The organism is Pseudoalteromonas sp. Scap06, assembly GCF_013394165.1.
Lineage (GTDB): Bacteria > Pseudomonadota > Gammaproteobacteria > Enterobacterales > Alteromonadaceae > Pseudoalteromonas.
Genome location: NZ_CP041330.1, coordinates 2679983 through 2705766, shown reverse-complemented (window position 1 = coordinate 2705766; position 25784 = coordinate 2679983). Strand labels below are relative to the sequence as shown.

General features: G+C 40.6%; 22 protein-coding genes. 11 read left to right on the top strand and 11 right to left on the bottom strand.

Annotation, left to right across the window (positions count from 1 at the left end):
• The first annotated feature begins 218 nt into the window (after window positions 1–218).
• Entirely contained in the window at window positions 219–746 is a 528-nt protein-coding gene (locus FLM47_RS12550; protein ID WP_131691630.1) for a hypothetical protein, read from the top strand.
• Between the two features lie 65 nt (window positions 747–811).
• Here the strand turns inward: FLM47_RS12550 and FLM47_RS12545 are convergent, their stop codons facing one another.
• Complete coding sequence (locus FLM47_RS12545; protein WP_256729572.1) at window positions 812–1999, bottom strand: diguanylate cyclase; 1188 nt, start codon at window positions 1997–1999, stop codon at window positions 812–814.
• 256 nt (window positions 2000–2255) lie between these two features.
• Window positions 2256–3398 carry an alkene reductase gene (locus FLM47_RS12540; protein ID WP_178956536.1) on the bottom strand — a complete coding sequence of 381 codons (1143 nt, stop codon included), beginning with the start codon at window positions 3396–3398 and terminating at the stop codon, window positions 2256–2258.
• A gap of 110 nt (window positions 3399–3508) precedes the next feature.
• On the opposite strand from FLM47_RS12540, the gene FLM47_RS12535 reads away from it, so the two are divergent.
• Window positions 3509–4393 (top strand): LysR family transcriptional regulator, encoded by an 885-nt coding sequence (locus FLM47_RS12535; RefSeq protein ID WP_178956535.1) that lies wholly within the window; start codon window positions 3509–3511, stop codon window positions 4391–4393.
• A gap of 228 nt (window positions 4394–4621) precedes the next feature.
• On the opposite strand, the gene FLM47_RS12530 is transcribed toward FLM47_RS12535, so the two are convergent.
• Complete coding sequence (locus tag FLM47_RS12530) at window positions 4622–5902, bottom strand: mechanosensitive ion channel family protein (protein WP_178956534.1); 1281 nt, start codon at window positions 5900–5902, stop codon at window positions 4622–4624.
• A gap of 93 nt (window positions 5903–5995) precedes the next feature.
• A complete protein-coding gene (locus tag FLM47_RS12525; RefSeq protein WP_178956533.1) occupies window positions 5996–7885 on the bottom strand; it encodes an AMP-binding protein in 1890 nt (629 codons plus the stop codon).
• Between the two features lie 195 nt (window positions 7886–8080).
• Here FLM47_RS12525 and FLM47_RS12520 point away from each other — a divergent pair, with 195 nt between their 5' ends.
• Window positions 8081–8491: an NUDIX hydrolase gene (locus FLM47_RS12520; RefSeq protein WP_178956532.1), complete on the top strand. Its 411-nt coding sequence runs from the start codon at window positions 8081–8083 to the stop codon at window positions 8489–8491.
• Here the strand turns inward: FLM47_RS12520 and FLM47_RS12515 are convergent.
• Together FLM47_RS12515 and FLM47_RS12510 are read right to left on the bottom strand one after the other, a co-directional pair.
• Window positions 8488–9249, bottom strand: a complete 762-nt coding sequence (locus tag FLM47_RS12515; protein WP_178956531.1) for an ABC transporter substrate-binding protein — start codon at window positions 9247–9249, stop codon at window positions 8488–8490. The two genes, FLM47_RS12520 and FLM47_RS12515, sit on opposite strands and share 4 nt — an antisense overlap.
• Window positions 9250–9343: 94 nt before the next feature.
• Window positions 9344–10342 (bottom strand): AraC family transcriptional regulator, encoded by a 999-nt coding sequence (locus FLM47_RS12510; RefSeq protein WP_178956530.1) that lies wholly within the window; start codon window positions 10340–10342, stop codon window positions 9344–9346.
• 96 nt (window positions 10343–10438) lie between these two features.
• Here FLM47_RS12510 and FLM47_RS12505 point away from each other — a divergent pair, with 96 nt between their 5' ends.
• Together FLM47_RS12505 and FLM47_RS12500 are read left to right on the top strand one after the other, a co-directional pair.
• On the top strand, window positions 10439–10882 hold the full coding sequence (locus FLM47_RS12505; protein WP_178956529.1) for an SRPBCC family protein: 444 nt from the start codon (window positions 10439–10441) through the stop codon (window positions 10880–10882).
• Window positions 10879–11703: a sterol desaturase family protein gene (locus FLM47_RS12500; RefSeq protein ID WP_138608687.1), complete on the top strand. Its 825-nt coding sequence runs from the start codon at window positions 10879–10881 to the stop codon at window positions 11701–11703. The genes FLM47_RS12505 and FLM47_RS12500 overlap by 4 nt, the downstream gene beginning before the upstream one ends.
• 69 nt (window positions 11704–11772) lie before the next feature.
• Here the strand turns inward: FLM47_RS12500 and FLM47_RS12495 are convergent, their stop codons facing one another.
• From FLM47_RS12495 to FLM47_RS12485, 3 genes are all read right to left on the bottom strand, one after another.
• Window positions 11773–13962 carry a fasciclin domain-containing protein gene (locus tag FLM47_RS12495; RefSeq protein WP_178956528.1) on the bottom strand — a complete coding sequence of 730 codons (2190 nt, stop codon included), beginning with the start codon at window positions 13960–13962 and terminating at the stop codon, window positions 11773–11775.
• A 144-nt stretch (window positions 13963–14106) separates the two neighbouring features.
• Entirely contained in the window at window positions 14107–14490 is a 384-nt protein-coding gene (locus tag FLM47_RS12490; RefSeq protein WP_010387586.1) for a hypothetical protein, read from the bottom strand.
• A complete protein-coding gene (locus tag FLM47_RS12485) occupies window positions 14487–14855 on the bottom strand; it encodes a hypothetical protein (protein ID WP_178956527.1) in 369 nt (122 codons plus the stop codon). The genes FLM47_RS12490 and FLM47_RS12485 overlap by 4 nt, the downstream gene beginning before the upstream one ends.
• A 216-nt stretch (window positions 14856–15071) precedes the next feature.
• Between FLM47_RS12485 and FLM47_RS12480 the strand changes: the two genes are divergently transcribed.
• The gene (locus FLM47_RS12480) at window positions 15072–15491 is read left to right on the top strand and encodes a VOC family protein (protein ID WP_138608683.1); all 420 of its coding nucleotides are present in this window, start codon (window positions 15072–15074) and stop codon (window positions 15489–15491) included.
• 52 nt (window positions 15492–15543) lie between these two features.
• Here the strand turns inward: FLM47_RS12480 and FLM47_RS12475 are convergent, their stop codons facing one another.
• Together FLM47_RS12475 and FLM47_RS12470 are read right to left on the bottom strand one after the other, a co-directional pair.
• Window positions 15544–17109, bottom strand: a complete 1566-nt coding sequence (locus FLM47_RS12475; RefSeq protein WP_256729570.1) for a diguanylate cyclase — start codon at window positions 17107–17109, stop codon at window positions 15544–15546.
• A gap of 157 nt (window positions 17110–17266) precedes the next feature.
• Window positions 17267–18145 (bottom strand): AraC family transcriptional regulator, encoded by an 879-nt coding sequence (locus tag FLM47_RS12470; RefSeq protein WP_178956525.1) that lies wholly within the window; start codon window positions 18143–18145, stop codon window positions 17267–17269.
• A gap of 185 nt (window positions 18146–18330) precedes the next feature.
• Between FLM47_RS12470 and FLM47_RS12465 the strand changes: the two genes are divergently transcribed.
• The 5 genes from FLM47_RS12465 (at window position 18331) to FLM47_RS12445 (ending at window position 25777) form a co-directional block, all read left to right on the top strand.
• Window positions 18331–19476, top strand: coding sequence for an iron-containing alcohol dehydrogenase (locus FLM47_RS12465; protein WP_010387594.1), 1146 nt, complete (start codon window positions 18331–18333; stop codon window positions 19474–19476).
• Window positions 19477–19664: 188 nt separating this feature from the next.
• Window positions 19665–19979 carry a hypothetical protein gene (locus FLM47_RS12460; RefSeq protein WP_138608676.1) on the top strand — a complete coding sequence of 105 codons (315 nt, stop codon included), beginning with the start codon at window positions 19665–19667 and terminating at the stop codon, window positions 19977–19979.
• A 172-nt stretch (window positions 19980–20151) separates the two neighbouring features.
• The gene (locus FLM47_RS12455; RefSeq protein WP_178956524.1) at window positions 20152–21405 is read left to right on the top strand and encodes a TolC family protein; all 1254 of its coding nucleotides are present in this window, start codon (window positions 20152–20154) and stop codon (window positions 21403–21405) included.
• On the top strand, window positions 21402–22631 hold the full coding sequence (locus FLM47_RS12450) for an efflux RND transporter periplasmic adaptor subunit (protein WP_178956523.1): 1230 nt from the start codon (window positions 21402–21404) through the stop codon (window positions 22629–22631). Before FLM47_RS12455 ends, FLM47_RS12450 begins: the two co-directional genes overlap by 4 nt.
• 8 nt (window positions 22632–22639) lie before the next feature.
• Window positions 22640–25777: an efflux RND transporter permease subunit gene (locus FLM47_RS12445; protein ID WP_178956522.1), complete on the top strand. Its 3138-nt coding sequence runs from the start codon at window positions 22640–22642 to the stop codon at window positions 25775–25777.
• Window positions 25778–25784 lie beyond the last annotated feature (7 nt).

The window sequence follows — 25784 nt, the reverse complement described above, 5'->3', positions numbered from 1 at the left end:
ACGCTTTCGCTATGGGATAGAATTAAAATGAATATAGTAATAATATTAAAGTATAACGAATAAACATTTTATCGAACAAGCCTATTCATATGCTTGTATTTTTATTTAATTTATGGGAGTTACTATGGATCGTAAGTCTGGTTTAAAGCGTAAGTCTTGTACTAATTATTTAGTTAACGTGTTCACTTTAGATTTATTTAAAAATAGGGAGTAAAGGTATGTTAAAGGCAATAATGACGCTGGTGATGGTTTTAGTGGTTAGCGGATGTTCAACCCAGTATCCAAATCAAGCGCTGCTTGGTAAGCAATTTCCCACTGTTACAGGAGAAAGCTTAGAGCAACAGTCATTCACTATTCCTGATGACTTTAACAACCCACATACGTTGCTATTAATTGGTTATAAACAAGATAGCCAGTTTGATATTGATCGTTGGCTTATTGGTTTAGATATGACTGCAGTTGATGTGACTGCCTATGAGTTACCAACCATTCAGGGCATGGTTCCTCGTATGTTTAGTACCTTAATTGATAGCGGCATGCGTAAGGGGATCCCAAAAGAGTTGTGGGGTGGGGTGATCACAATTTACAAAGATGGCGATAAAGTTCAGGCATTTACTGGCAACGAAAACCCTAATAACAGTCGTGTAATACTGCTTGATGAGAGTGGCAAAATTATTTACTTTTACGACCGTGGTTTTTCTGTATCGGCATTAAATAATTTAAAAGCGGTTTTGGAAAAGCAATAAGTTGTAGTTAAATTTAGTTGCCTTTGGGCACGCTATTATTAAGTTAGCGTGCCACGTTAAAAGGATTACTCGCTAACGTTATTTCTGCCTTTTTTCTTAGCTCTATAAAGGGCTAAATCGGCATTTTTTAATGCCTCATCAAAGCTTTGTTTTGCCGCTCTTTGCGCTACACCAATAGAAACCGTCACGTTTACCGTTTTGTGGTCGCTTGGCTGTTTACCTTTGCGAGATTTTTTATCGGTGCGTTTTGGGTTTCTGATCACCATGTCGTAGGTGGCAATATTTTCGCGCAGTGTTTCTAGTTCAGGGATTGACTGCTCGGCTGTTTTACGCGGGAACACCACCGTAAATTCTTCTCCACCATAACGGTAAATTTTGCCACCCCCTTTAATGCCAGTCATTTTAGCCGCCACTAGCTTTAACACTTGGTCGCCAATATCGTGGCCATAGGTATCGTTGAATTTTTTAAAGTGATCAATGTCGAGCATAGCAACGGTGTATTTTCGCCCTAATGATAAAGCAAGCTGATTAAGTGCTCGCCGCGTTGGTAAGCTGGTTAAATCGTCTCTATAGGCTAAATAATAAGAGTCTGTACTTACTGCCAATAAATACAAAGAAGCCATAAGCACGGCTATTACAGACCAAGGAAAATCAATAATGTGTTGCTGATTAAGGCACCACACAATAAAAGTAATTAATAAGGCGGTTTGAGTCAGGTTATGGGCTCTTAAGCTTTGCCAAATAAGCAAGCCGCCAATTATTGAAAGCGGTAAAACAATGGGTAAATAAGGAAGCAGCTGAGTATAAAAAGAAGATTGTATTGTTAGTTCTTGCAAGTGTTGGCTCAGTGCTAACCAAGCAAATGCAGTACCGCCACAGACAATAACGAGTAAACTGCGAGTTACTGTGTGTATTGATAAGAGCGCTCTATCTTTTATAACTGCCAATAGCATTAATAAACTTGTAGCGCATAATAAGGTCCAGTCAGGTTGCGCTTTAAGCCAGTTAGACCAAGGTAAAGCGTAGTCTAATGAAGATAAATAAAGCACCCAAAATGCGCAAAGTAATGCAACTCGACTTCGATTAAACTGAGTAGCAAATACAGCAGTAATAATCAGTAATGGATAAACAAGATTATTAATAAGAGAGAGCTTACTTTGCCATTGAGCTTGAAACTGAACTAATAATAAAAATAAGCCACATAGACCTAAAAGGCTCAAAGAAGTTGATTTAACTCCTGCTAATTTTAACAACCTATGCTCCAAAGACCGATGTCTAAAAAATAAAGGCTTATTGTATTCATATTGAGAAATATTACTACTTTAATGCTTGTTAATTATTTAAAAACAATACTTTAAAACTAATTTAAATGACTTTTATCGACATTTTTTAACCAAATGTATGATATTTTCGATAAGGTAAAAACAGTGATAAGACTTATTTGGGAGATTTAGATAGAGTGGATTATCGCGCTTTTAGCAATTTTAGAGGCCATCCATGGCCATTTTGCTAATCGTTTTTGTAGCGAGGATAATCACTGTAGCCTTGCTCAGTGCCACCATACATAGTAGTAGCATCGGCTTCATTTAATGGCCAATTATGTTTAATACGCGCTGGTAAATCAGGATTGGCAATAAAAGGGCGACCAAAAGCAAATAAATCTCCATAACCTTTAGCTAGCATTGCCACAGATTTATCAACTGTGTATTTACCTGCGTAAATAATACGTCCAGAAAATTCTGCGCGTGCCGCTTGGTAAAATTGCTCTGGCAAATCAGGGGCATTGTCCCAATCGGCTTCAGCAATTGAAAGATAAGCAATACCCGCTTGCTCAAGTACTTTAATGGCTTCTATATAAGTATGTTGAGGGTCTGATTCTACTAATCCTAAATAAACACGGGTTTCATCAGTACTGCTAAATAGCGGCGCAAATCTAACCCCTAAACGCTCAGCGCCAACTACATCACTAACGGCAGCAACAATCTCTTTTAAAAAGCGTAAGCGATTAGTCAGTGAGCCACCGTATTCATCTTCACGTTGGTTACTATGCTCAGAAATAAATTGGTTTACTAAGTAGCCATTAGCACAATGCAGTTCCACACCATCAAACCCAGCCTCTAGCGCATTACGGGCAGCTTGTGCATACATGCCAACAAGCTCTTTGACTTCATTTGTTGTTAAAGCTTGCGGTTCACTTGGATCGGCTAAAGCGCCTTGAGCTGGCCCTGTTTCTATAAACACTTTCACACTATCAGCTGCTATTGCTGAGGGAGCAACAGGTTTGGCTTCATTTGGTTGTAGGCTAGTATGCGATACACGGCCTACATGCCAAAGCTGGGCAAAAATAACTCCCCCTTCTGCATGCACGGCATTAGTCACTTTTCTCCAGCCATCGATTTGTTCTGCAGAGTAAATACCGGGTGTCCAAGCGTATCCTTGTCCTCTGGGTTCAATTTGAGTGCCCTCGGTAACCATAAAGCCAGCACTTGCACGTTGCGCATAATAGGTGGCCATTACTTCGTTGGGGATATTGCCAGGTACTGTACTGCGTGAGCGGGTAAGTGGCGGCATAACAATACGATTTTTCAGGGTATATGGCCCTAAACTAATGGATGAAAATAAACTGTCGATATTTTTACTCGGTTGACTCATTTTAATACCTTTTAAATTAACTATGCTGCTGAGCGCTTATAACAATGCTGGTGAGCATAGGGATTTAAAGCTACAATTTGAAACAACACTTTTTTGTTTTAGATACAATTATGAATGGTATAGGTCGGCTGGATATAAAGCAGTTGCGAGTTTTAAGCGCTTTGCTCAAATTAAAAAATGTATCGCATGTTGCGCAAAAAATGGGGCTAACTCAGCAAGCCATTAGTGAGCAGCTGCGAAAATTACGCGACTTATTTGATGATAGGCTGTTTATTCGTCAAGGCAATACGATGCTGCCAACGCCAAAAGCGCTGGCGCTTGAACTATCAATTAATCAAATTCTGAGTCAACTAGACGCATTATTAGTGCCGTCACAGTTTTCCCCGCAGAGTTATCAAGGCGTTTTTACTATAAGTGCTACGGACTATGCGATTGCTGCACTTTTACCTCAATTATTAGCAATTACTCGCAGTGAAGCGCCAGGTTTAAAGTTGATTGTTCGAGACTTCGCATCCGATAACGTTAACCAGCTTATCAGCGCAGGGGAGCTTGATTTACTGATTAGCTTTGTTGAATTTATTCCTGATAATTTAGTCTACGATACCCTATTTGAAGAACAACATATTTGTATTGCAGGCGCACATGCGCCCACACCTTCAAAGCCTTTGAGCTTATCTGAGGTTGCGAGCCGGCCGCAGTTGGTGGTGTCGGCATCTAGAGCAAACTTACGTGGTTCGCACGATCGCTGGTTTGCAGATAAAGGCTACAAACGAAATATTGTCATGTCAGTACCTGGGTTTTCATCAGTGCCTGATTTACTAAATACCACCGATTTAATTGCGTTTTACCCATCAAGGTTATTGCCAAATAGTAAGGTAAAGCAATTGGAGATTGAATTATTACCGCCGCCGTTTAAGGTGATTGCAGCATGGCATCCTCGCTCAAATAACAGCGATATTCATCAGTGGCTTATTGCACAATTAAAGCGTATTTAGACTGACTCTGCGTGAGCTAGATTTATTATTCACAGTTCAGGTTATATAATTAACCTGAACTCTAGATAATAAATCTATCTCAAGCAGCTATTTTGAGCGCTAACTGCGTTGAATTTACTTGCAATAGACTAGCTATTGACGCGTAATTTCGCCTTGTTTTCACTGAAAATCACTGGCTAGAGAAAATAAACATAAATATCATTTTGATTCAATATGTTAGTAAATCTCTTAACCAGAGTTCAGGTTAATTAGTTGGCGAATATCGCTTCCTGTTGGTGCTTCATGGGCACGTAACGAAAAGGCGGGTAAAACCGCTAATATATGATCAAATATATCTGACTGAATATTTTCATATTCACCCCAATTAGTGGTATTAGTGAATGCATAAATCTCAATAGGTAAACCTTGGGTTGTTGGCGCTAATTGCCTTACCATTAAGGTCATACCTTGATGAATATGTGGGTGCTGTTTTAATAGCGCGACCAAATAGTGACGAAATGTACCCACATTAGTTAGCCTGCGGCCATTTAAAGTGCAGCTCATATCTACTTTTTTAGTGATGTTTTGCTCCTCAATAACCAATAGCGTACTTTCAAGGTACTCACTTAGTAAATCGGCTTTTTTAAGGGCAACAACTGCGGCTTCGTCTAAAAAGTGCACACTACTCATTTCAAGGTGAATGCTGCGTTTTATCCGGCGTCCACCAGAGTCTGACATACCGCGCCAATTTTTAAATGAGTCGGAGATCAAGGCATAAGTAGGAATGGTGGTAATGGTTTTATCCCAATTTCTTACTTTAACCGTGGTTAACGCAATATCAATAACATCACCGTCGGCACCGTACTTAGGCATTTCTAACCAGTCACCTACCGCCAGCATATTATTGGCAGAGAGCTGAATACCTGCTACTAATCCTAAAATAGCGTCTTTAAATACCAGTAATAACACCGCAGACAGAGCGCCTAAGCCGCTTAGTAAAATTAACGGTGATTTATTCATTAACAATGAAACGGCTAAAATGGCAGTTAATACACTGGCAATAAGCTTAATTGTTTGCAAAAAGCCGCGCAGCGGAAAGTGAGCGCTTAAGGGGCGCTTATCGGAAATTGCTTGAAATATATCCAGTAAAGAAAATAGCGAAAGTAAGGCAAATAAAATGATCCATTGATCGGTGATCATTTGAATCAAATACAAAAACGTGGTGCCTTCGGGTACCCACAGTTGCGCCTGAATAACAACGACCGCTCCTTGTAAAACAAATGAGATATTACGAGCGAGCTTTTTTGCTGAATATAAAGGACTTTTGCTATCGGGTTGCGCAGCTTGTTCGCTAAAACGGTTTTTAACTAAACGCTGAGAAACCAGTCTTAAAATGAGGTGTAATATTAATGCAAATAGCGCAATCCAAGCCAATACAATCAGGTCGTACCATAAAAATGGACTTCCCGGAAAATAATCGCCAAACCATTGCAGTAAAAAATCTCGCAGCTGTGCGCGTGTTCCTGTCATTAATACTCCATAAGGACGCTATTATTAATTACTTATTATTAGTTAAGCAGCTGCAATGTAAAAAGTCTATTTAAGACTTTTTACATTATGTAGTTACAGTTTACCATGCTCGAGTTGCTGGCTGAGTTCTTCAAAAATACTTGGATCATCTATGGTTGATGGAATTTGCAGTTCTTCACCATCAATTAACTGCCGCAGGTTTTTACGTAAAATTTTGCCAGAACGGGTTTTTGGTAATCGCTCTACACACATAATATTTTTAAGGCACGCAATAGCACCAATTTGATTACGCACGGTTTGCACCAATTGCTGTTCTACCTCTTTATGTGAGCCATGAAAATCATTTTTTAGCACCACCATCGCCATTGGGTTTTGCCCTTTTAACGCATCACTAATACCAAATACTGCACATTCAGCCACAGCTGGGTGCGCGGCAACAATTTCTTCCATTTCACCGGTGGATAGACGGTGCCCTGCGACATTAATTACATCATCGGTGCGACCCATAATAAAGAGGTAGCCATCGCCATCAATATAACCGCCATCACCAGATAAATAGTAGCCCTCATATTCAGCCAAATAACCAGCCTTAAAACGAGCCGTATTTTTCCAAATTGTCGGTAAGCATCCCGGTGGTAAAGGTCGCTTTATAACAACCGCGCCTTGTTCATTCGGAGCACATTCATCCCCATTCATATCTAAAATTCTTACATCAAATCCAGGTGTTGCAACTGTTGAGCTTCCTGCTTTTGTTGGCAGGTGTTCAATGCCAACAGGGTTACACGCAATTGCCCAGCCCGTTTCTGTTTGCCACCAATGATCAAGCACCGGTAAACCTGTTTTTTCTTTGAGCCAATCGTAGGTAGGTGGGTCTAAACGCTCTCCGGCTAAAAATAATCGTTTCAGACTAGAGGTATCGTATTGTTTAAAGCCATCGGCATTGGGATCCTCTTTTTTAATCGCGCGAAACGCAGTGGGGGCACTAAATAGGGCATTCACTTTGTATTCTTCTACTACGCGCCAAAAAGCACTGGCATCGGGGGTTCTAACCGGTTTTCCTTCAAATAAAATAGTTGCGCATCGATACATAAGTGGCGCATACACAATATACGAATGACCCACTACCCAGCCAATATCAGAGGCGGCCCAAAATACGTCACCGGGTTTCATGCCGTATACGGTTTCCATGCTGTAATGCATAGCAACCGCATGGCCGCCATTTTCACGCACCACACCTTTAGGTGTCCCTGTTGTGCCAGAGGTGTATAAAATATAAAGTGGATGATCGCCACTGACCGCAACGGGATCAACCGGTGTGGCTGTTTGCATTGCAACAGCCCAGTCAATATCACGTTCGGGCATAAGCGGTGCGGTGGCTTGCTCACGCTGATAAATAATACAGTGTTCAACTTTATAGCTAGCAGCTTCAACCGCGTTATCGAGTAATTCTTTGTACTCAATTACAGTATTAACTTCTACACCACAGGAGGCACTGAGTACCAATTTGGGCTTGGCGTCATCAATCCGTACCGCTAATTCATGCGCTGCAAAACCGCCAAATACAACAGAATGAATAGCGCCAATTCGGGCACATGCCAACATACCAATTACGGCTTCGGGGATCATGGGCATATAAATCACTACGCGGTCGCCTTTAGTCACTCCTAAAGACTGCATTACCCCTGCAAATTTAGCGACCTCTTGCTGCAGTTGTAAATAGCTATAACTGCGTTTGCTATTGGTAACCGGTGAGTCATAAATTAACGCTGTTTCATTACCATGCCCAGCGATGACATGCTGATCTACGGCTAAAAAACAGCTGTTAAGTTGGCCGTCTGCATACCAGTGGTGTAGTCCTTCTTGATCTTGTGTGTATGCGGTTTCTGGAGCCTTGTACCAAGGTAGTCGCTTACTTTGTGATAACCAAAACGCTGCTGGGTCTTGTTTAAACTCGTTGTAATGTTGTTTGTATTCACCTGACATAAAGGCTCCTAAGGAAAATATAATCTAACGTAATTTAAAACTAAGCGCTTTTTATCAGCAGTGATATTCGACTATGGTCGGTTAAATAGTAAGCGATGTTTTTGTTTTTTGGCCAACGTGATGATTGTATAGAACTAAAAAGTTCCAACTAATGTAAAATGTTTCAGTAATTAATGAGAGTAAATGGATATAAGAATGAATCAAATGGTCAGAGTAGGCGTTGCAGTAATAGTAATGCATGATAATAAAATTTTACTCGGTGAACGGATAGGCGCACATGGCGCAAATACGTGGGCAACCCCTGGAGGGCATTTAGAATTTGGTGAAACTGTTGAGCAATGCGCTGTGCGTGAAGTAGTAGAAGAGACTGGGCTCAATGTCACTAATATTCGTAAACTCGATTTTACCAACGATATTTTTAGCGCAGAGAACAAACATTATATTACCTTATATATGCAAGCAGACTATGAAGGCGGAGAGGTTATAAATAAAGAGCCTCACAAATGTTTACAGTGGCGTTGGTGCGATATTAATGACTTGCCCGCACCTTTGTTTATCTCATTAAAAAATTATCTAGCACAGAATACCTTGCCCGCTAAGTATTAAAGGTTTTTTGGCATAGGGAGTTGCCATTTATTTAAAATTTGCTGATATTCACCACTTTCCTTGATGGCATTTAACCTATCGCTAATAATTTTTGCTGTGTGTGAGTCAAACTGATTACTGGCTGCAAAATGCAAAGAAGAGGGTAACTCATCTAAGTGGATGCGTTTTGAAATTAAATTAGGGTCGAGCCCGGTGCGCTTTAATTCGTTTTCAAGTGTGAGCGTATTGGTTACAACAAAGTCGATACGATTTTTATATAGCATTTTCCAGAGCTGTTGATAATAACTGACTAATACTAGGTTTTCATTTTCAGTAAAGCCTTTAGTTTCTAAATAAGCTTGTGCAGAGTAGCCGCGAATAGTGGCTACTTTGTACTCTTTAGCAAAATTTAAATGAATCACTTCATCTTTGTGGTTACTTAAACTAACTAGGTATGCGTCCGCAAAGTAGACTTTACCTAGCCACTTATATTGATGATGTCTGTTTGGTGTTTTTAGCAGTGACATTATTATGGCATTAGGATTGGCTCGTTGCTGTTGGAATATTCTAGCCATTGGCATTATTTCAAACTTTGCTGTTAAATCAGTGCCATTTAAAACTGCTTTAGCTATATCGACCAGCGCGCCCTGTGCTTCACCTTGAGGGTTTTTAAAATGATAAGGCGGTAAATCTTCAGCGATAAAGGTAACAGGGGTGGCGTTGCAGAACGCACTATAAAAAAACAATACAAAAACAGTTAACACCATACGCAAAAGCATAAATAATTGTCTTTAAAGCAATACTATAACGCTAGTGTAAAGAAAAACATTAATAAGGTACATGATAAATGTATATTTTAAGTAAGCAGGTTGTTTACTTGTTGTTTTTTATAAATTGGCGAGGCGAGCAATGATGCCAGCGTTTAAAGGCACGATTAAAAGAACTTTGATCGTTAAATCCCAGCATAAATGCGATTTTATTTAACGAATAGTGGTGAATATAAGTTAATAAGCGTCGTTTTTGCTCTGCTTCAAGCAGCGCGGCAAACGTGGTTTGCTCTTTTTTTAGATAGCGCTGTAGTGTGCGTGGCGTCATATTTAAGGCCGCAGCTGTCCTAAGCAAAGAGCAATCTTGTAAGTCGTGTTTTGCCATTAAAATATGATTAATTTTTTCTGATAATAACTGCTGACTTTTAAACTGGGATAGCTGTTGCTCTGACATTTGCTTAAGCATTGCGTTGATTTGGCTATTATCGGTTTTAAAGGGCAGGGTTAAGTAATTACTTGGAAACTCGATTTGATTAAAGCTAGCGCCAGCTTTTACTGGGCAATTAAACCAATTAGTTAATCTGTGTTGTTCGGTGTTTGAAAAGTGTGTTGAAAAATACACACAGCTAGGTGAAAGCTCAGGATTAAGTAGTTGGCGTACCACGCTGACCCAAGCGGTCATATTTCGTAAAACAGCCTGTGAACTACATTGTGGATCGGCTAACCAAGTTACTTTACACCGTGTTTTTTGTTGCTCAAACTTGGCGCGACCAATATTAGCCACTAGGCTGTCGTAATTAAGTAGTGCAGTAATAGCGCTGGCTAAATTAGTACTCGATTCAATTAAATACCCCAATACACCAAAATCAGCGGTGCGTATTTGTTTTCCTAATTCAAAGCCAAATAAGGGATCGTTTAACGCCTGTTGTGCATAGCCAAGCAGCGCATTATAGCTTTTTAAGCTGATACGTGGCGCCAATTGTTGTGACTTTTTATTGGTATACTCGTTAAAATCAATAGCGCTTAAAGCCACTTGGCTAGCTAAGCCTTGGGCTTCAAGATAATCCAAACAGCTACAAAAATAATGATCGGCTAAGGTTTTCATTTGTCGCCTAAAGCTAAAAAATAGTCGTCTAATCGCAAGTTTGCCACGGCATATTTTTATATGCTAGTGATCGATAAAAATAATAGGGTGAAGATCATGGTAGAAATAAAGGTTAAGCGAGCTGTGGCAGCAACGCCGGAGCAAATACGCAGCGTATTATTAGCGCATGCTGATTTAGGCCGATTTTTTAATGCTCACTTTACACTACTAGCACCACAAGAGCCGGATGAAATAAGTGGCGGAAAAGGCACGATTAGAGAAATAAAAATGCAAGGCACTACCTTTAAAGAGCAAATAATAGCTGCAGATAACAGTCATATTAGTTACCGTATTATAGGTAGCAAGCCCGTTGCGCAGCATCGTGGTGATATTTACTTAAATACCATTAACGAAGAGCCATCGCTCACTGAGGTTAATTACCATATTAGTTGCATTGCACCTTTTTGGGTACCCGATTTTATACTGGCTTTTTTTATAAAAAAAGATATTAGCCAAGCACTTAAAAAAATAGCCCATTATTTTCAGGAGCGTGTTGTATGAGCATTGAAATTATTTTACTCGCACTGAGCCCTATTTTTTTGCTGTTTGTTGCTATCGAGTTTATTAAATTTAGGCGTCACTACGATATAAAAGACAGTTTAGCCAATGCATTATTGGCTTTATTACATCAAGGTGCTGATGCTATTGCATTAATAGTACTAATGCCGTTTTTTTACTGGCTGTATCAGTTTCGGTTATTTGATATTGAATTGACGGTATTGACCATATTAGGTGCCTTTGTACTGCAAGATTTTTTATATTATTGGTTTCATCGTGCATCACACCATATACATTGGTTATGGGCAGCGCATGTCGTACATCATAGCTCTACGAGAATGAATTTTACTACTGCCTTTAGACAAAGTTTAATGTATCCGCTTGCGGGCATGTGGCTGTTTTGGATGCCAATGATATTACTTGGTTTTGAACCTGTGATTGTTTTTGCCGTAGTTGCCCTTAATTTAGCGTATCAATTTTTTGTTCACACCCAAGTGGTAAAAAAGCTGGGTTGGTTTGAAAGCGTATTTAATACTCCATCACATCATCGGGTTCATCATGCTATTAACAGTGGCTACTTAGATAAAAACTTTGCAGGGGTACTAATTGTTTGGGATAAGTTATTTGGCACTTATGTAGAAGAGGATGAAAGCAAGCCTTGTAAATACGGAATTATTGGCCAACTACACAGTAATAACCCGATTAAAATTACCTTTCATCAGTGGCAGCATCTCTTTAAAAGTACCTACAGAGCAAAGGGATTAAAAGCAAAGTTAAAAGTAGTCTTTGGTTACCCAACAAGCTCCCAAGGTATTAATAAGTAAGCCTATTTTTTATAAAAAAGCCAGGAGTAAATAGCATCACTCCTGGCTTATCTCACAGTAAAACTTAGTTTATTTGGCCGTTGTGATCACTGTATCAATTAAGTGAACAACGCCATTACTGGTATAAATATCAGTGGTTGTTACATTGCTACCCGCTACTTGTAGTGATGTAGCTGGTAAGCTTACTTGCCACCAAATATCGTTCACAGCTTGGCCATTATTCTGACCTGCTGCCGTATCACCGGAGAAGGTATATAAAGGGCGGCCAAGGTAGGCGACTTGCATGCTGTCATCTGAGCGAGCAATTAACGATAAACCGGGTACATTTTCAATTGATGCTGCAGTACCAAGAACCGGTGGCCACGTTGTTGCACAAGCTGCTTCACACGTGCTCATTGCCTCGCCTAAATCATTGTCGAACACATAAACTGTTTTGCCTGGCATAGCATCAGCCATACCCGTTACTAAACGACTATCAGTTGAATCATAAGCAATGCTATCTGTTGCTGTGTTTGCTGTGCTGGTAAAGTCTACAACGTTTACGCTTAGCATGTTATCGGCAAGCGTGGTCACCGTTTTACCATTGGCTGCAAATGCATCAGTACTGCCCACTTGAGCGCCTAAAACATGTTGAGTTAGCACACCTGTCAATGCAGTCGTGTCAGCCAATAAAGCCTCTAAATCAGCGGTAGGGATTTTGCTAAATGCAGCATTTGTCGGTGCAAATACCGTAAATGATTGAGTGGTGTCGTTAAAGGTATCTACTAGTGATGCTGCTTGTAGTGCAGTGACTAAAGTAGATAGTGCAGGTGTTTCAGTAGCCACTGTAGCAATTGTTTTAGTCGGGGTACCAACTTCAGCCGGTGGCATAATTACTTTATTTAATACATGAATCACGCCGTTACTAGCGATTACATTTGCCTCTGAAATTGCTGAGTCATTGATAAATAGTGAGCTATTTACATGAGATATAGCAGCCATGTCGCCATTGGCCATTTCTATCTTGTTGCTGTTGCTATTGGCAATGGCTACTGCGTCATCTGATAAAACTGTCGCGTCAGAAAAAACATGGTACAGCAAAATATCACGAAGCGTATCTGTATCAGCTAGTAGCGCATTAATTGTATCCTGTCCGAGCGCAGCAAATGCAGCGTCTGTAGGTGCAAATACACTAAAAGTATTATCTGGATCGGCAACTAGTGTATCTAACCCTGTTGCCGTTAAAGCAGCTAGAAGTGTCGTAAAATTACCATCAGCGCTCGCTATATCAGCAATTGTATTGGTACTTTGAGGTAAAGTAACATCAGAAATAATAACCGAATCGATCACATGAATGACACCGTTATTGGTCATAATATCTCTAACTACAATGTTTGCTCCGCCAAACGATAGCATGTTTGTTTCTGCGTTTATCGCCACTGGAAGGGTATTGCCAAGTAGCGTTTCTGCTGATTGACCGTTAAGAGACATTGCAGTAACAGAATCTACTGATCCTACAAGTACATGCTGCTTCAAAATATCGGCTAAAACGGTGGGGTTAGCCAGTAACGTGTTTAAAAAGTTGCTACCAATTGCCTCGAATGCAGCATCCGTAGGGGCGAATACGGTAAATTCTGATGATTCGTCCGCTAGTGCTGAAGTAAGGGATGCAGCATCAAGAGCTGCAAGTAATGTACTAAAATTGCCAGCTTGCTGAGCTGTTTCAATGATATTATTAGTTGGTGCTGTTTCTGGCACTGTTTTTGGTGTGAGCACCGCGTCAATAACATGAATGATTCCGTTGTCGGTCACAATGTCGGTCATTGTTACTGTGCTGGTATTTACTAATAAATTCTCACCATTTAAAGATAAAGCAATGTTTTGCCCGTTAACAGTCTCTACAGTGCTGCCCGCTAAGCCAATAGCTGTTTGCGCGTCTACTCTGCCAGCGATCACATGGTAAGTTAAAATAGAACTTAGGGTGTCTGTATCAGCTAATAAGCTATTAATGGTCTCTTCGCCTAATAATGCGAATGCATCATCGGTAGGGGCAAATACAGTATAGCTGGTAGTTAAATCATCGAGAGTTTCATCTAGACCGGTTGCTTCTAGTGCTGCAACAAGAGTGGTGAACTCTTCAGAGTCCTGTGCGGCGTCAAAGATTGAGACGGCAGGTTGTGGGTCTACAGTTACTGGAGCGTTGTTATCGTCATCACTACTACAGCCTTGAATAAGTAACAAGGGAAGTATGATAGCACCGAGCTTAAATACTTTATTCATAATTGTTCCTTTAATCGAATGTTACAGTGTTACAGCTTTGTGAATACTACGAAGCTATTAACAGTGTTGATCAAAAAAACATGGGTTATTTTTATACAATTTAATAGGTGTAAGATTTTATTGAATTTTTATTCAAGAAAACGTTTAAATTTTAGTTTTTTTACTGCGTGGTGCGCCAAGTAAAATAAATACATGGCAAATACACACAGATAGAAATGCACTAATTCCCAAAGCGCCACCAAAACCATCAAGAATAGGCACTAGATAGGCAAAAAACAGTGAAAATATAATTGCTGAACTGGCAAGCGTATACACACCAAAACGGTGGGGAGCACTCATTCCAATAAATGTGCCGCCAAAAAAGACGATGCTATATAGCTCAGCGTTAAGGCTCAGCTGCGCAAAAATCAAATAGGCAATAATCGATAGAGCTGCAGAGGCTCGGATCCCATCAAAGCGATTATGTTTAGCCAAGTAAAAGGTTAAAAACGCCCCTAACAAAGCAAGCAGCGGATAAATAAGCGTCATATTATTAACTCCTTGGCTAAAACAAATAAGGCGACACTAGCAAATGCAATGCTACCTAATCGTCCACCAAACCCTGCAAATATGTTAATCGTGAGTGTGTACAAAACAGCCCCAATGGCAGAAATAGCCGCAATTTCCCAGTATTCAGTTATTAAACTAGTGGAGCACATACCGGCAAAACTGCCTGCATAAATAGCTGAATAGGGATGGTTTTTGTAATCGTCAGGGAATGGAATAAATGAACCGATAAGCCCCGTTAAACCGGCAGATACAACAATAGGCAATGCGAATGTGGTATGCATTACAAAACACGATAGGCAGCCGATAAAAAAGGTAATGAATTTTAAAAGTATGAATTTAGTCATGGCGCGCACATCATAATGTATCAGTTTTAGCTTTAATAGTTAAAAACTGTGATTTAAGACTAAAATCGATACACCATTGTTAAAAGATGAATTATTGTTGAAAATTATCGATATGCAATGAATGACTAAAAATAACAGTGTTGATGTTCTATAAATTGCAAATTATGTATAATGCGGCATATTTCATATATTAAAAGTTATAACCTAAGGTAATTTATGTCTAACTGTTTACATCTGGCTATCCCCGCTGGCGATCTTGAAAAAGCGAAAACGTTTTACTGTGACGTACTCGGCTGTAAAACCGGCAATAGTGAAGCAGGACGATGGGTAGACATTGATTTTTGGGGCAACGAGTTAACTCTGCATCAAAGCGTTGAGCGTTTACCTACGGTACGTCACGACGTTGATATGGGCGCAGTGGCTGTACCACACTTCGGTATTCATTTATCAGAAAGTGAGTTTCAAGGACTTAAGCAACGCATTGCTGATGCCGGCCTTGAATATTTAGATAAACCTTACCGTCGTTTTGTTGGTGATGAGTTTGAGCAAGAAACCTTTTTTATTGAAGATCCCAACGGTAACGTGCTTGAAATGAAAACCATGGTTAATCCTGAGGTACTGTTTAAAAAGGATTAAGCTAGCTATTATAGCTGAGCTAGTCTTACTGACTAGCTCATGTTTTTTGCCTTTAAATTGCGGTTCCTACCATTTTTTCAGCCTGCTTTGCCTTTCTTTGCAATTTCTGTTTATACATCGCTTCATCACCCGCTTTTAAAACTGTGTCTAAGTTATCAGGTGGCTGAGTATAGCTAGTTTGCCCAACACTGGCGTAAATGGAAATGGTATGGCCCTGATGCTCTATAGTTAACTGGTTTAATTGTTGTTCTAGGGTGTTAACTCGCTGGTTAATTTTTTCGTTGCTATTAAATAATGCCATGGCTACAAATTCATCGCCTCCTAAGCGGCCAACAGCATCTTCACTGCGCATGTGTTGACCAAGTGACTCTGCAACTTTGCACAGTACTTTGTCGCCTACATCATGGCCATAGGTATCATTAATTGCTTTAAAACGGTCTAGATCTATGTATAAAAAACACAAAACGCCTCCACGTTGCTTGTGCTCTGCCAATAAGTCGTTTGCTTTTAAGCTCCACCCACGACGATTGTATATATGGCACAAGTGATCAAAGTTAGCGTGTCGTTCAGCCTGTTTTTTTGCATAACTCAATCTTTGAATTCGTCTACCGACGGCAATAGCTAGTAATAAAGATTCAATTGTAAACGCAATAACAAACCCATAGCGTTGAATGAACGGACTATAATCGGTTAGTAGTACTCTAAAAGTCATACTAATAAACACACTTGCCAGTGCTATAAATACCAAGTTTGCTTCATTGACACCGTACTTTGTTTGTATCGCGCTGAGGATAAAAATAGTCATGACAATAAATAATGATAAATAGCCGGTTACTGCAGAGGTAATATTGGTTATGAGTGGCAGATCGAGCGCTATTTTTTGTAAGCACAAAGTCAGTACGCATAAGGCGGTAACTTTTAATGTATTGCTTAACTTTGGAAAGTATCTAGGTAGCTCTAATAGTGCACTCATAAACCATGTGGCACTGACTATAGTTAAACCAATACTTAACGTGTAAAGATGACTTACGTACACAGAGTAGTACTGCTGTGTAAATAAATAAGGCTGTCCTTCTTGAAAGAATATAAAACTAGCGATACAAAAAATATAAATGCCATACAGTTTAAAAAGAGGGTCTTTTATGCCGTGTCCTATAATTAATGCATAAAAAATAAGTGTGGCGCAAAGACCATAAAAAATGCCAAAAATAAGGTTATAGCGTTGTATTTTTTCGACAAACGGTTGTGTATCTGACCACTTAAAGCGTGGGGTATAAGCTGCTGAGGTAGTAACTGTAAGCTGTGCAGTAAAAACGCCTTGGTCCATTAAAATTGCCATCTGATTGGTTTTTAAAGGTGTTTTATATACTGAATTTTGCTGCCACGAAAAGTCTGTAAGTGCAGGGCGAGTAAAAGAAAATACCCCACCTTGCTTTAAGTTACAGCTTAATTCGAGATGATTAATACCGTTTTTAAGCTTAATATTTGAGACAACTTCTTTGGATAAAGACACCGATGTGTTTGTTGCTCTTTCATTGAGCTGGCAATGCTCTTGCGCATAAGTAACGCTACTAAACAGCATAGTACAAGCGCATATAAAAATGCTAAATCTAATCATCAGTGCGCTTAACATGCTCAAAAACCTCTTGTCTTTATCGTAAAATTCATTGCTACTAAAAGGATGAATACTCTAAACCATACTAACAAAGCAGGTAGGCTTTACTAGTAATTAAGTATTTAAATAATGACTTAGTGCAAAAATGGGTTACTTTTAATCACACATGTATTTCACTGGGGGTTTTATTGAAGTGTCGTTTAAACTCACGGCTAAATTGTGACGCACTAGTATAGCCTACTTTAAATGCGGCCTCGTTAGCTTTACTGCCAGAGGTGATTATTAATTCTTTTGCTTTTGCTAAGCGTACTTTTTTTAAATACTGCAAAGGGGATTCAAACGTAACTTGTTTAAACGCACGATGAAAAGATGACACACTCATATTAACTTCTTCAGCTAAGTGCTCTACGGTAATAGGGTTTGCGTAATCGCTGTGTAATGTTGATAAAGTACGCGCTATGCGCGCGTAATGGCCATCATGCATTGCAAGCCCAATTAAGGTATGCCCTTGAGGGCCACACAGCACCCTATATACTAATTCTTTAACTATATCGCCACCAAATACCTCAGCCTCAAGTGGATTGTTTAACACTGTTAACAGTCGATGAGTGACTTGCTCCATGGCCATATCTAAAGCGGCACTTTGGACGGCTCCGCTTTGTGTTAAAGGAGTTAAAATAGGATTATGTTGCATCATTTGGTTAACCAGTTTGTGCAGCATGGCTGGGTTTATATCAATTGCTATACCCATTACTGGTAAATCGTTATCAGTAAACGCTTCACATTCTAGTGGTACGGGCACTCCCAGTACTAAATAATCGCCTGCACCATACTGTATTTGATGCTCAGGAAAGTGAATAACTTTATGTCCTTGGCCAACAATAATAATACCTGAATTATAAATAAGAGGCTGACGCGCTGAGCTTTTGGTGGCGCGATGAAAGTACACCCCTGGAATAATTGTTTCCATGGTACCTTCAAAGCTGAGCAACTTATTATGCTCTGCGTATTGTTGTAACAAAGTGGCGATGGTCGTCATAAGGGCGGCTTAAATTAACGGTATTTGGCGTAAAATAACAACACTGATAGTTTTAGGCAAGCTTTTGGCAGTTATTAGGCTTTTTATATATGCGCTATGCCATTATTATGCATCTATCAACACTTTATTTATTTAAGAATTGATAAGGTGCTTAGTAATTAACCGTCCCCTTTAGGAGCAAAATAATGAAATTTAGCTACGTAAATCCCACTTTAATTCAATTTGGTCAGCAACAAATTGCCGCACTTACTGATTTGATCGCAAAAGATCAAAAAGTATTAGTTGTGTACGGTGGCGGTTCTATTAAAAAGAACGGCGTATACGATGAAGTTGCAGCAGCACTTGAAGGTTTTGATTGGGTAGAGTTTTCGGGCGTAGGTGCCAACCCAACAATTGAAGTGCTAGACCAAGCAGTAAAAATTTGTAAAGAACAAGATATCGATTTCGTTTTAGGTGTAGGCGGCGGCTCTGTAATTGACGGCGTTAAATACATTGCAGCATCTGCTGTATATGATGGCGAAGGTTGGGATATCCCTACAGGTAAGCATACAATTACCAGCGCATTACCTATTGGTGCGGTACTTACATTGCCTGCAACCGGTTCTGAGTCTAATCAAAATTCAGTAGTAAGCAAAGAAGCAACGAAGCAAAAACTACCGTTTGCATCTCCAGAAGTATTACCAAAATTTGCCATTATGGACCCTGATGTAATGAAAACATTACCGCAGCGCCAGCTTGTAAATGGTTTAGTAGATGCATGGGTACATACGTGTGAGCAGTACCTAACATTCCCAGAAGGTGCACTTGTTCAAGAAGGTTATGCAGAGGCACTGTTAAAAGCGCTTAAAACATTGGGTGATAACTTTGAAAACCAAGACGATGCATGGCGTGCAAACCTTATGTGGGCCGCAAACCAAGCACTTAACGGCTTAATTGGTTCTGGCGTATCACAAGATTGGGCAACCCACATGATTGGCCATGAGCTTACAGCTGCTTACGGCGTTGATCATGCCCGTTCACTGGCTATTGTTCAGCCTTCTTTACTGCGAAATCAATTTGCAGTTAAAAAAGCAAAACTAGAACAAATGGGCAAAAACGTATTTGGTCTTGCACAAACAGACGATTTAGCAGAGCAAACAATTCAAGCGATTGAAGCGTTTTACCATAGCCTTGACGTAGCAACTGAGCTTACTGAGCATGGTGATGACAAAGCGGCTGCCATTGATAATATTATTGGCAAGCTTGAAGCGCATGGCATGGTTGCCCTTGGAGAAAACCAAGCTATTACGTTAAAAGAAAGCCGTGAAATTTTAGAACAAGCGGTTGCTTAATAATGATTAATCTCGACCGTTAACATTTGCTAGCGGCTTTTTGCAGCAAAATAAGATTGAATGAAATAAAATTTTATTTTGCTGCATTACTTTTTTTGATGTTTTCAGGTACAGTATTGAAGAAAATAATATATAGATGAGTAATGAGCTTATCTAATCGTGTGTTTCAATAGGGAACTCGTTTAACTGTGCGTTCAAATCGTTTTTTAATTGTAATGTTACTTGTGCTTGTGCATAGCTTTATAAGCTGTGACGGCGCCGCGTACCATTTACAAGAAGACGTTGACCACGTAAATAGCTCATTATCGCAACTAGGTTCATCTGCTGATGATAGCGATAATGCCCCAACAACAGAAATACATGCCCACCAGCATTGCCACAGTGGCTATAGCCACAGCTCAAATCACTCAATAACTCCCGAGAAAAGTAAACCAACTTTAGCGACATGCTATCACGGCTTACATTATCCACCAGACGTACCGCCACCGAATTTATTTAGCTAGTTTTTAATTTAATTTCAATTGATTATTGTGCTTTTAGCTGCCTACGTGTAAGCGTTTAATGGGCTGTTATAGGCATTTTTAGATTGCTGAGCATTTTACACTGTCGCTATTTTTTGCGTAGGTTGTAAATGGTTTGCAAGTGAACTCTGTTGATTAAAAACGGACAAGCTATATGAATAAAAAACCAATTATGCTGGTGGTGATGCTGTGCACGCTGCCTGCTTTTAGTGCGTTTGCAAATGTTAAAACACTAACTCTAAAACAAGCGTTGATAAATACCGAGCAACAAAATCCGCTATTAAAACGCTACCCTTATCATCAAAAAATACTCAGCGCGCTTAAATCTCAAGCTGCACTTTCGCCTAACCCTATCTTAAATATAGAAGCTGAAAATCTGCTGGGGACAAACGATGCACGTGGTGTGCAAGGTGCTGAAATAACCTTGGCATTTAGCCAGCTTATAGAGCTTGGGAATAAACGCCAAAGCCGCATAAATTACGCTACGGCAAACATTAAAGCCCAAGCAATACAATATCAAAATACTCGTTTAGCCTTATTGGCAACCACTGGTGAGCGGTATTACGAGGCGCTTAAATTTCAAACTTTACTTTCTCTAAATAGCGAGCGGCATCAGGTTGTAAGCCAAGCACTTAAAGCAATAAAGCAGCGAGCTGATGCTGGCGCTGTATCGCAAGCAGATGTAACCCGCATGCGTTATGCGCTTAGCCAAGTTGAGCTTGATAAAGCTAAGCTAAATAGTGAATTTGAGCGAGCGCGTTTATCGCTCAATGAGCTATGGAGTGAGCAACATGATTACACGGATTTAGCGGGAAATATTAATACATTAATAACGCTTAAATCTGAGCAAGGGTTACTTGATGCGGTTAACCAAGCGCCTGATTTTGCAATGTTACAGCAGCAATACTTACAACAAGCGGCCAACTTAGCGCTGCAAAAAGCCAATGGGCAAAGCGATATTAATATAGGTGCAGGCGTGAGCTACAACCAGCAAAACAATACCAGTTCGTTGCTGTTTTCGTTTTCAATGCCATTGCAATTGAGTAACTCAAATAGCGGTAATATTGAAGCAGCTAACAGTCAGTTAGCATTGTTACGTGAGCAGCAAGGACAGTTACGGGTTCAATTACGTCAGCAAGTTCGTACTTTGTATGCCTATTACCAAGGTAAGATGTTACAGGCACAGTTGTTATCTGGGCAAGTTATTCCCCAAGCCCAAACACTCATTGAGCAAAGTTTAAAAAGCTATCAACGCGGACAAATTTCGGTGTTGCAATTGCTCGATGCTCAACAAGCCCTTTTTGACTCTAAACGCGCGTTGATTAATACATATGCAGCGTTATATCAGACCCATCTCGCACTTGAGCGTTTAACTGGCCAATCTTTAACTGAGACTTTTCAATCATGAACAACACTTTTATCGCATTATTAGTATTTCTCTCGTTTGTAGCTAGCTTAACAAGCACATATGTATTTGCCTCAGCAGAGCATGACCAAACAGAGCAAACCCAAAAACAAGGTCCACACGGCGGCTTTTTATTAACCAACGAAAAGCTCACTCTTGAGTTAAAGCTGCAAGAATTGGCAGGTAAAGTTGAGCTGCGCGTATATGGTTATGAGCAAAAACAGCCGGTAGATGTGAACGATTTAAGTATAGAAATAAACTTAAAACGCTTAGTAGAAACGCCGCAAAAAATACAGTTTACCCGTGAGAATGAGTACCTTGTTAGCACGCAACCTATAAATGAGCCACATTCGTTTGAGCTTTTAATTACTGCTAATTATAAAGGTGAACGCGTCAGCTTTGAGTACTCTCAGCACGAAGGCCAAACTGTGCTGAGCGAGCGAGCAATTAAAGGCGCGGGCATTAAAACGGAGATAGCACAAAGCGGCGAGGTTGATATTTCCGACACGCTGTTCGGTGTTATTACACCTACACAGCATGGCACAGTAGAAATTATGGCGCCATATACCGGATTGATCAGCGATATTTTTGTCAGTATTGGTCAAAACGTTCAAAAAGGCGATGTACTGGCCAGCGTCACCAATCGCGAAACTTTGCAAAACTACAGCATTAAAAGCCCTATTAGCGGTGTGGTAACCGAACAATATTTAAAGCGTGGCGAACTGGCAAGTACTCGTGCGCTAATGCAAGTCGTGAACCTTGATAAAGTATGGGTTGAGCTCTCAGCCTTTCCTGAAAATATTGAAAACCTAGCCATTGGTCAAAGCGCTGTCGTGTACGATTTACATCATCATTTAAATGCCCAAGGTAAGGTGTTTTTTATAGCACCTATGATGACTGGCGGGCATATTGCACGTGCTCGTATTGAGCTTAATAACCCTGATGGTCATTGGCGTCCAGGTATGCATGTTAATAGTGATGTCAGTATCGATAAGGTTAATGCTAACGTGCGTGTAAAGCCTGAGGCTATTCAGGAGTTTAACGGTATGGCGAGTGTGTTTGTGCGTAAAGATAGTGTGTTTGAAGTGCGCCCTGTTACTTTAGGCGCAAAAAGTAGCGAGTGGGTAGAAGTCATTGCGGGTTTAAGCCCAGGTAGCGAGTACGTCACAACCAATAGCTATGTGATCAAAGCCGATATTTTAAAAAGCGGCGCAAGTCACGCTCACTAGGAGGTACCATGATTAACTGGATTGTTTCTTTTGCGGTTAAACGCCGCATGATGGTACTGGCACTGACATTTTTATTTGCTGGGTTTGGTGTGTATAACATCCAAAACTTAGCGGTAGATGCTGTACCCGATATTACCAATGTACAAGTGCAAATTAACTCTAAAGCGCCTGGTTTTACGCCGCTTGAAGTTGAGCAGCGTATCACTTACTTAGTCGAAACAGCGATGGCGGGTATTCCTAAGCTTGATTATACCCGTTCGCTTTCTCGCTATGGGCTTTCTCAAGTAACCATTATTTTTGATGAAGGCACCGATATTTATTGGGCGCGTCAACAAATTGGAGAGCGTATTCAAAGTATTCGCGCCGATTTACCTAATAATGTTGAGCCAAACCTTGGACCTATTGCCAGTGGTTTAGGTGAAATATTTACCTATAGCGTGCATGCAAAACCCAATGCGTTAAAAAGTGATGGTATGCCTTACAGCGCCGAAGATTTACGTACTTTACAAGACTGGGTTATTCGTCCGCAGCTTTTAAAAGTAAAAGGCGTAACCGAAATAAACAGCCAAGGTGGCTTTGAGCGCCAGTACCAAGTTGCGCCCATACCAGAAAAGCTCATCGCTTATAAGCTAACAATCAACGATGTTATCAGTGCACTTGAGCTTAATAACAGCAATCGCGGAGCCGGTTATATAGAGCGCTTTGACGGCCAATATTTAGTGCGCTCCCCTGGGCAATTAAAAACATTAGCGGATATAGCAAACACCGTTATTGCTAAGCGTGATGATGCTCCTGTGCGAATTAAGGACGTGGCAAATGTATACTTAGGAAAAGAGCTCAGAACTGGCGCGGCTACCTATAATGGCGAGGAAACCGTATTAGGCACGGCGATGATGCTAATTGGTGAAAATAGCCGTGTGGTTGCCAAAGCCATGGCTGATAAGCTTATACAAGTACAAAAAAGTTTACCTGCAGGGGTTATTATTGAGCCTGTTTATGACCGCACCAATCTGGTTGATAAAACCATCGCCACAGTACAAAAAAACCTGTTTGAAGGTGCGGTATTGGTTATCGTCATTCTGTTGTTATTGCTTGGGAATATCACTGGTGCGCTTATTACCGCCATGGTTATTCCGCTGAGTATGCTATTTGCTATTACAGGCATGGTGGGCAATCGAGTCTCGGGTAACTTAATGAGCTTAGGTGCAATCGATTTTGGATTAATTGTTGATGGCGCGGTGATTGTGGTTGAAAACTGCCTTCGTCAATTAGGGATGGCTCAACATAAACATGGCCGCTTACTTACGCTCAGTGAGCGTTTAGAGGTTGTAACTTCAGCCACCAAAGAAGTGTTTAGCCCCGCAGTATTTGGTATTTTAATTATTATGTTGGTGTATTTACCGCTATTTGCGCTCAGTGGTGTTGAGGGCAAAATGTTTCAGCCTATGGCGTTTACCGTGGTTGCCGCGTTAATAGGTGCACTTATTTTTGCTGTCACCTTTGTGCCAGCGGCTATTGCCGTATTTGTGCGTGGTAAAGTAGATGAAAGCGAAAACGCAGTAATGCGTGGCGTTAAAAAAATCTACAAGCCACTGCTTAACTTATCGCTTAAATTACCGTGGCTGATGGTGAGTATTGCCACTGTTTTGGTATTAGTGCTTGGCTTTAAAGTTAAAAATATGGGCGCCGAATTCTTACCGCAGCTAGATGAAGGTGACATTGCAATGCATGCGTTGCGTATTACTGGCACCGGTATTGAACAATCGGTGCAAATGCAAAAGCAGTTGGAGCAGGCTTTATTAGAGCAGCCTGAAATTGCGAACGTATTTTCAAAGATTGGCACAGCAGATGTCGCCAGCGATCCTATGCCACCTAACGTTGCCGACACTTTTTTAATGTTAAAGCCGCGTGAGCAATGGCCTGATCCGTCACTAAGTAAAGACGCGTTAGTGCAGCAAATTCGTCATCGTGTGAATGAGGTACCGGGTAATAACTATGAATTTACCCAGCCTATAGAAATGCGCTTTAATGAGTTAATTGCCGGTGTGCGTGCCGATGTAGCGCTGCGTATTTACGGTGACGATTTAGCCATACTTAAACAGTTTGGCGAAAAAGCCACTGGTTTAATGCGAAATATTACCGGTGCTACTGATGTTCGTTTAGAGCAAATGGAGGGCTTGCCCACACTTTCTGTTACCCCAATGCGAGACCATATGGCGCTATTAGGATTAACCGTAAACGACATTCAACAAACCCTTGCCGCTGCTGTTGGTGGGGTGCAAACAGGGCTAATTTATGAGGGTGATAAGCGCTTTTCGTTATTAGTACGCTTAGATAAGCGTTGGTCTGATGATGTCTCTGCGCTTGCGCGTTTACCTATTGCGTTACCTAAAAGTAGTAACCCTGAGCTTGCATTTGTACCGCTTGGAGAAGTGGCTACAATCAGTATTGAAAAAGGCCCTAATCAAATAAATCGCGAAAGCGGCAAGCGCAATGTGGTAATAACAGCGAATGTAACAGGACGCGATTTAGCCAGCTTTGTAAGCGATGCCCAAGCGACTATGAACGCACAACTTAACCTACCCAGTGGTTATTGGCTTGAATACGGCGGTACGTTTGAGCAATTACAATCGGCGAGTAAGCGTTTGTCGTTGGTAGTGCCTGTGACTTTATTGCTTATTTTTGGCTTACTTTATAGTGCCTTTGGCTCGCTGCGTGATTCACTGATTATATTCAGTGGCGTACCACTGGCACTAACCGGTGGGGTATTAGCATTATTGCTACGAGATATGCCGCTTTCTATTTCAGCGGGTGTGGGATTTATTGCTCTAAGTGGGGTTGCGGTATTAAACGGTGTGGTGATGCTGTCGTTTATTAAGCAGTTACGAAATGAGGGATTAAGCTTATACCATGCAATACATAGCGGGGCATTACAGCGATTACGCCCAGTGCTAATGACCGCGCTTGTGGCTAGTTTAGGGTTTATTCCTATGGCGCTAAATACCGGTACCGGCGCTGAAATACAACGGCCTTTGGCAACCGTGGTGGTAGGTGGAATTATGTCATCCACTTTGCTCACGTTGTTAATTTTACCAGCACTTTATAAATTAGTGCATGCAAAATTTGAAAAGCAGCAAACAGCCTAAATTAGGT

Excerpts from the sequence above, each read along its gene's own strand:
- FLM47_RS12450 (WP_178956523.1), top strand. The coding sequence starts at position 21,402 with ATGAACAACACTTTTATCGCATTATTAGTATTTCTCTCGTTTGTAGCT.
- FLM47_RS12490 (WP_010387586.1), bottom strand. The coding sequence starts at position 14,490 with ATGACGCTTATTTATCCGCTGCTTGCTTTGTTAGGGGCGTTTTTAACC.
- FLM47_RS12455 (WP_178956524.1), top strand. The coding sequence starts at position 20,152 with ATGAATAAAAAACCAATTATGCTGGTGGTGATGCTGTGCACGCTGCCT.
- FLM47_RS12470 (WP_178956525.1), bottom strand. The coding sequence starts at position 18,145 with ATGACGACCATCGCCACTTTGTTACAACAATACGCAGAGCATAATAAG.
- FLM47_RS12505 (WP_178956529.1), top strand. The coding sequence starts at position 10,439 with ATGGTAGAAATAAAGGTTAAGCGAGCTGTGGCAGCAACGCCGGAGCAA.
- FLM47_RS12495 (WP_178956528.1), bottom strand. The coding sequence starts at position 13,962 with ATGAATAAAGTATTTAAGCTCGGTGCTATCATACTTCCCTTGTTACTT.
- FLM47_RS12475 (WP_256729570.1), bottom strand. The coding sequence starts at position 17,109 with ATGATTAGATTTAGCATTTTTATATGCGCTTGTACTATGCTGTTTAGT.
- FLM47_RS12535 (WP_178956535.1), top strand. The coding sequence starts at position 3,509 with ATGAATGGTATAGGTCGGCTGGATATAAAGCAGTTGCGAGTTTTAAGC.
- FLM47_RS12520 (WP_178956532.1), top strand. The coding sequence starts at position 8,081 with ATGAATCAAATGGTCAGAGTAGGCGTTGCAGTAATAGTAATGCATGAT.
- FLM47_RS12540 (WP_178956536.1), bottom strand. The coding sequence starts at position 3,398 with ATGAGTCAACCGAGTAAAAATATCGACAGTTTATTTTCATCCATTAGT.
- FLM47_RS12465 (WP_010387594.1), top strand. The coding sequence starts at position 18,331 with ATGAAATTTAGCTACGTAAATCCCACTTTAATTCAATTTGGTCAGCAA.
- FLM47_RS12485 (WP_178956527.1), bottom strand. The coding sequence starts at position 14,855 with ATGACTAAATTCATACTTTTAAAATTCATTACCTTTTTTATCGGCTGC.
- FLM47_RS12515 (WP_178956531.1), bottom strand. The coding sequence starts at position 9,249 with ATGCTTTTGCGTATGGTGTTAACTGTTTTTGTATTGTTTTTTTATAGT.
- FLM47_RS12525 (WP_178956533.1), bottom strand. The coding sequence starts at position 7,885 with ATGTCAGGTGAATACAAACAACATTACAACGAGTTTAAACAAGACCCA.
- FLM47_RS12530 (WP_178956534.1), bottom strand. The coding sequence starts at position 5,902 with ATGACAGGAACACGCGCACAGCTGCGAGATTTTTTACTGCAATGGTTT.
- FLM47_RS12480 (WP_138608683.1), top strand. The coding sequence starts at position 15,072 with ATGTCTAACTGTTTACATCTGGCTATCCCCGCTGGCGATCTTGAAAAA.
- FLM47_RS12500 (WP_138608687.1), top strand. The coding sequence starts at position 10,879 with ATGAGCATTGAAATTATTTTACTCGCACTGAGCCCTATTTTTTTGCTG.
- FLM47_RS12445 (WP_178956522.1), top strand. The coding sequence starts at position 22,640 with ATGATTAACTGGATTGTTTCTTTTGCGGTTAAACGCCGCATGATGGTA.
- FLM47_RS12550 (WP_131691630.1), top strand. The coding sequence starts at position 219 with ATGTTAAAGGCAATAATGACGCTGGTGATGGTTTTAGTGGTTAGCGGA.
- FLM47_RS12510 (WP_178956530.1), bottom strand. The coding sequence starts at position 10,342 with ATGAAAACCTTAGCCGATCATTATTTTTGTAGCTGTTTGGATTATCTT.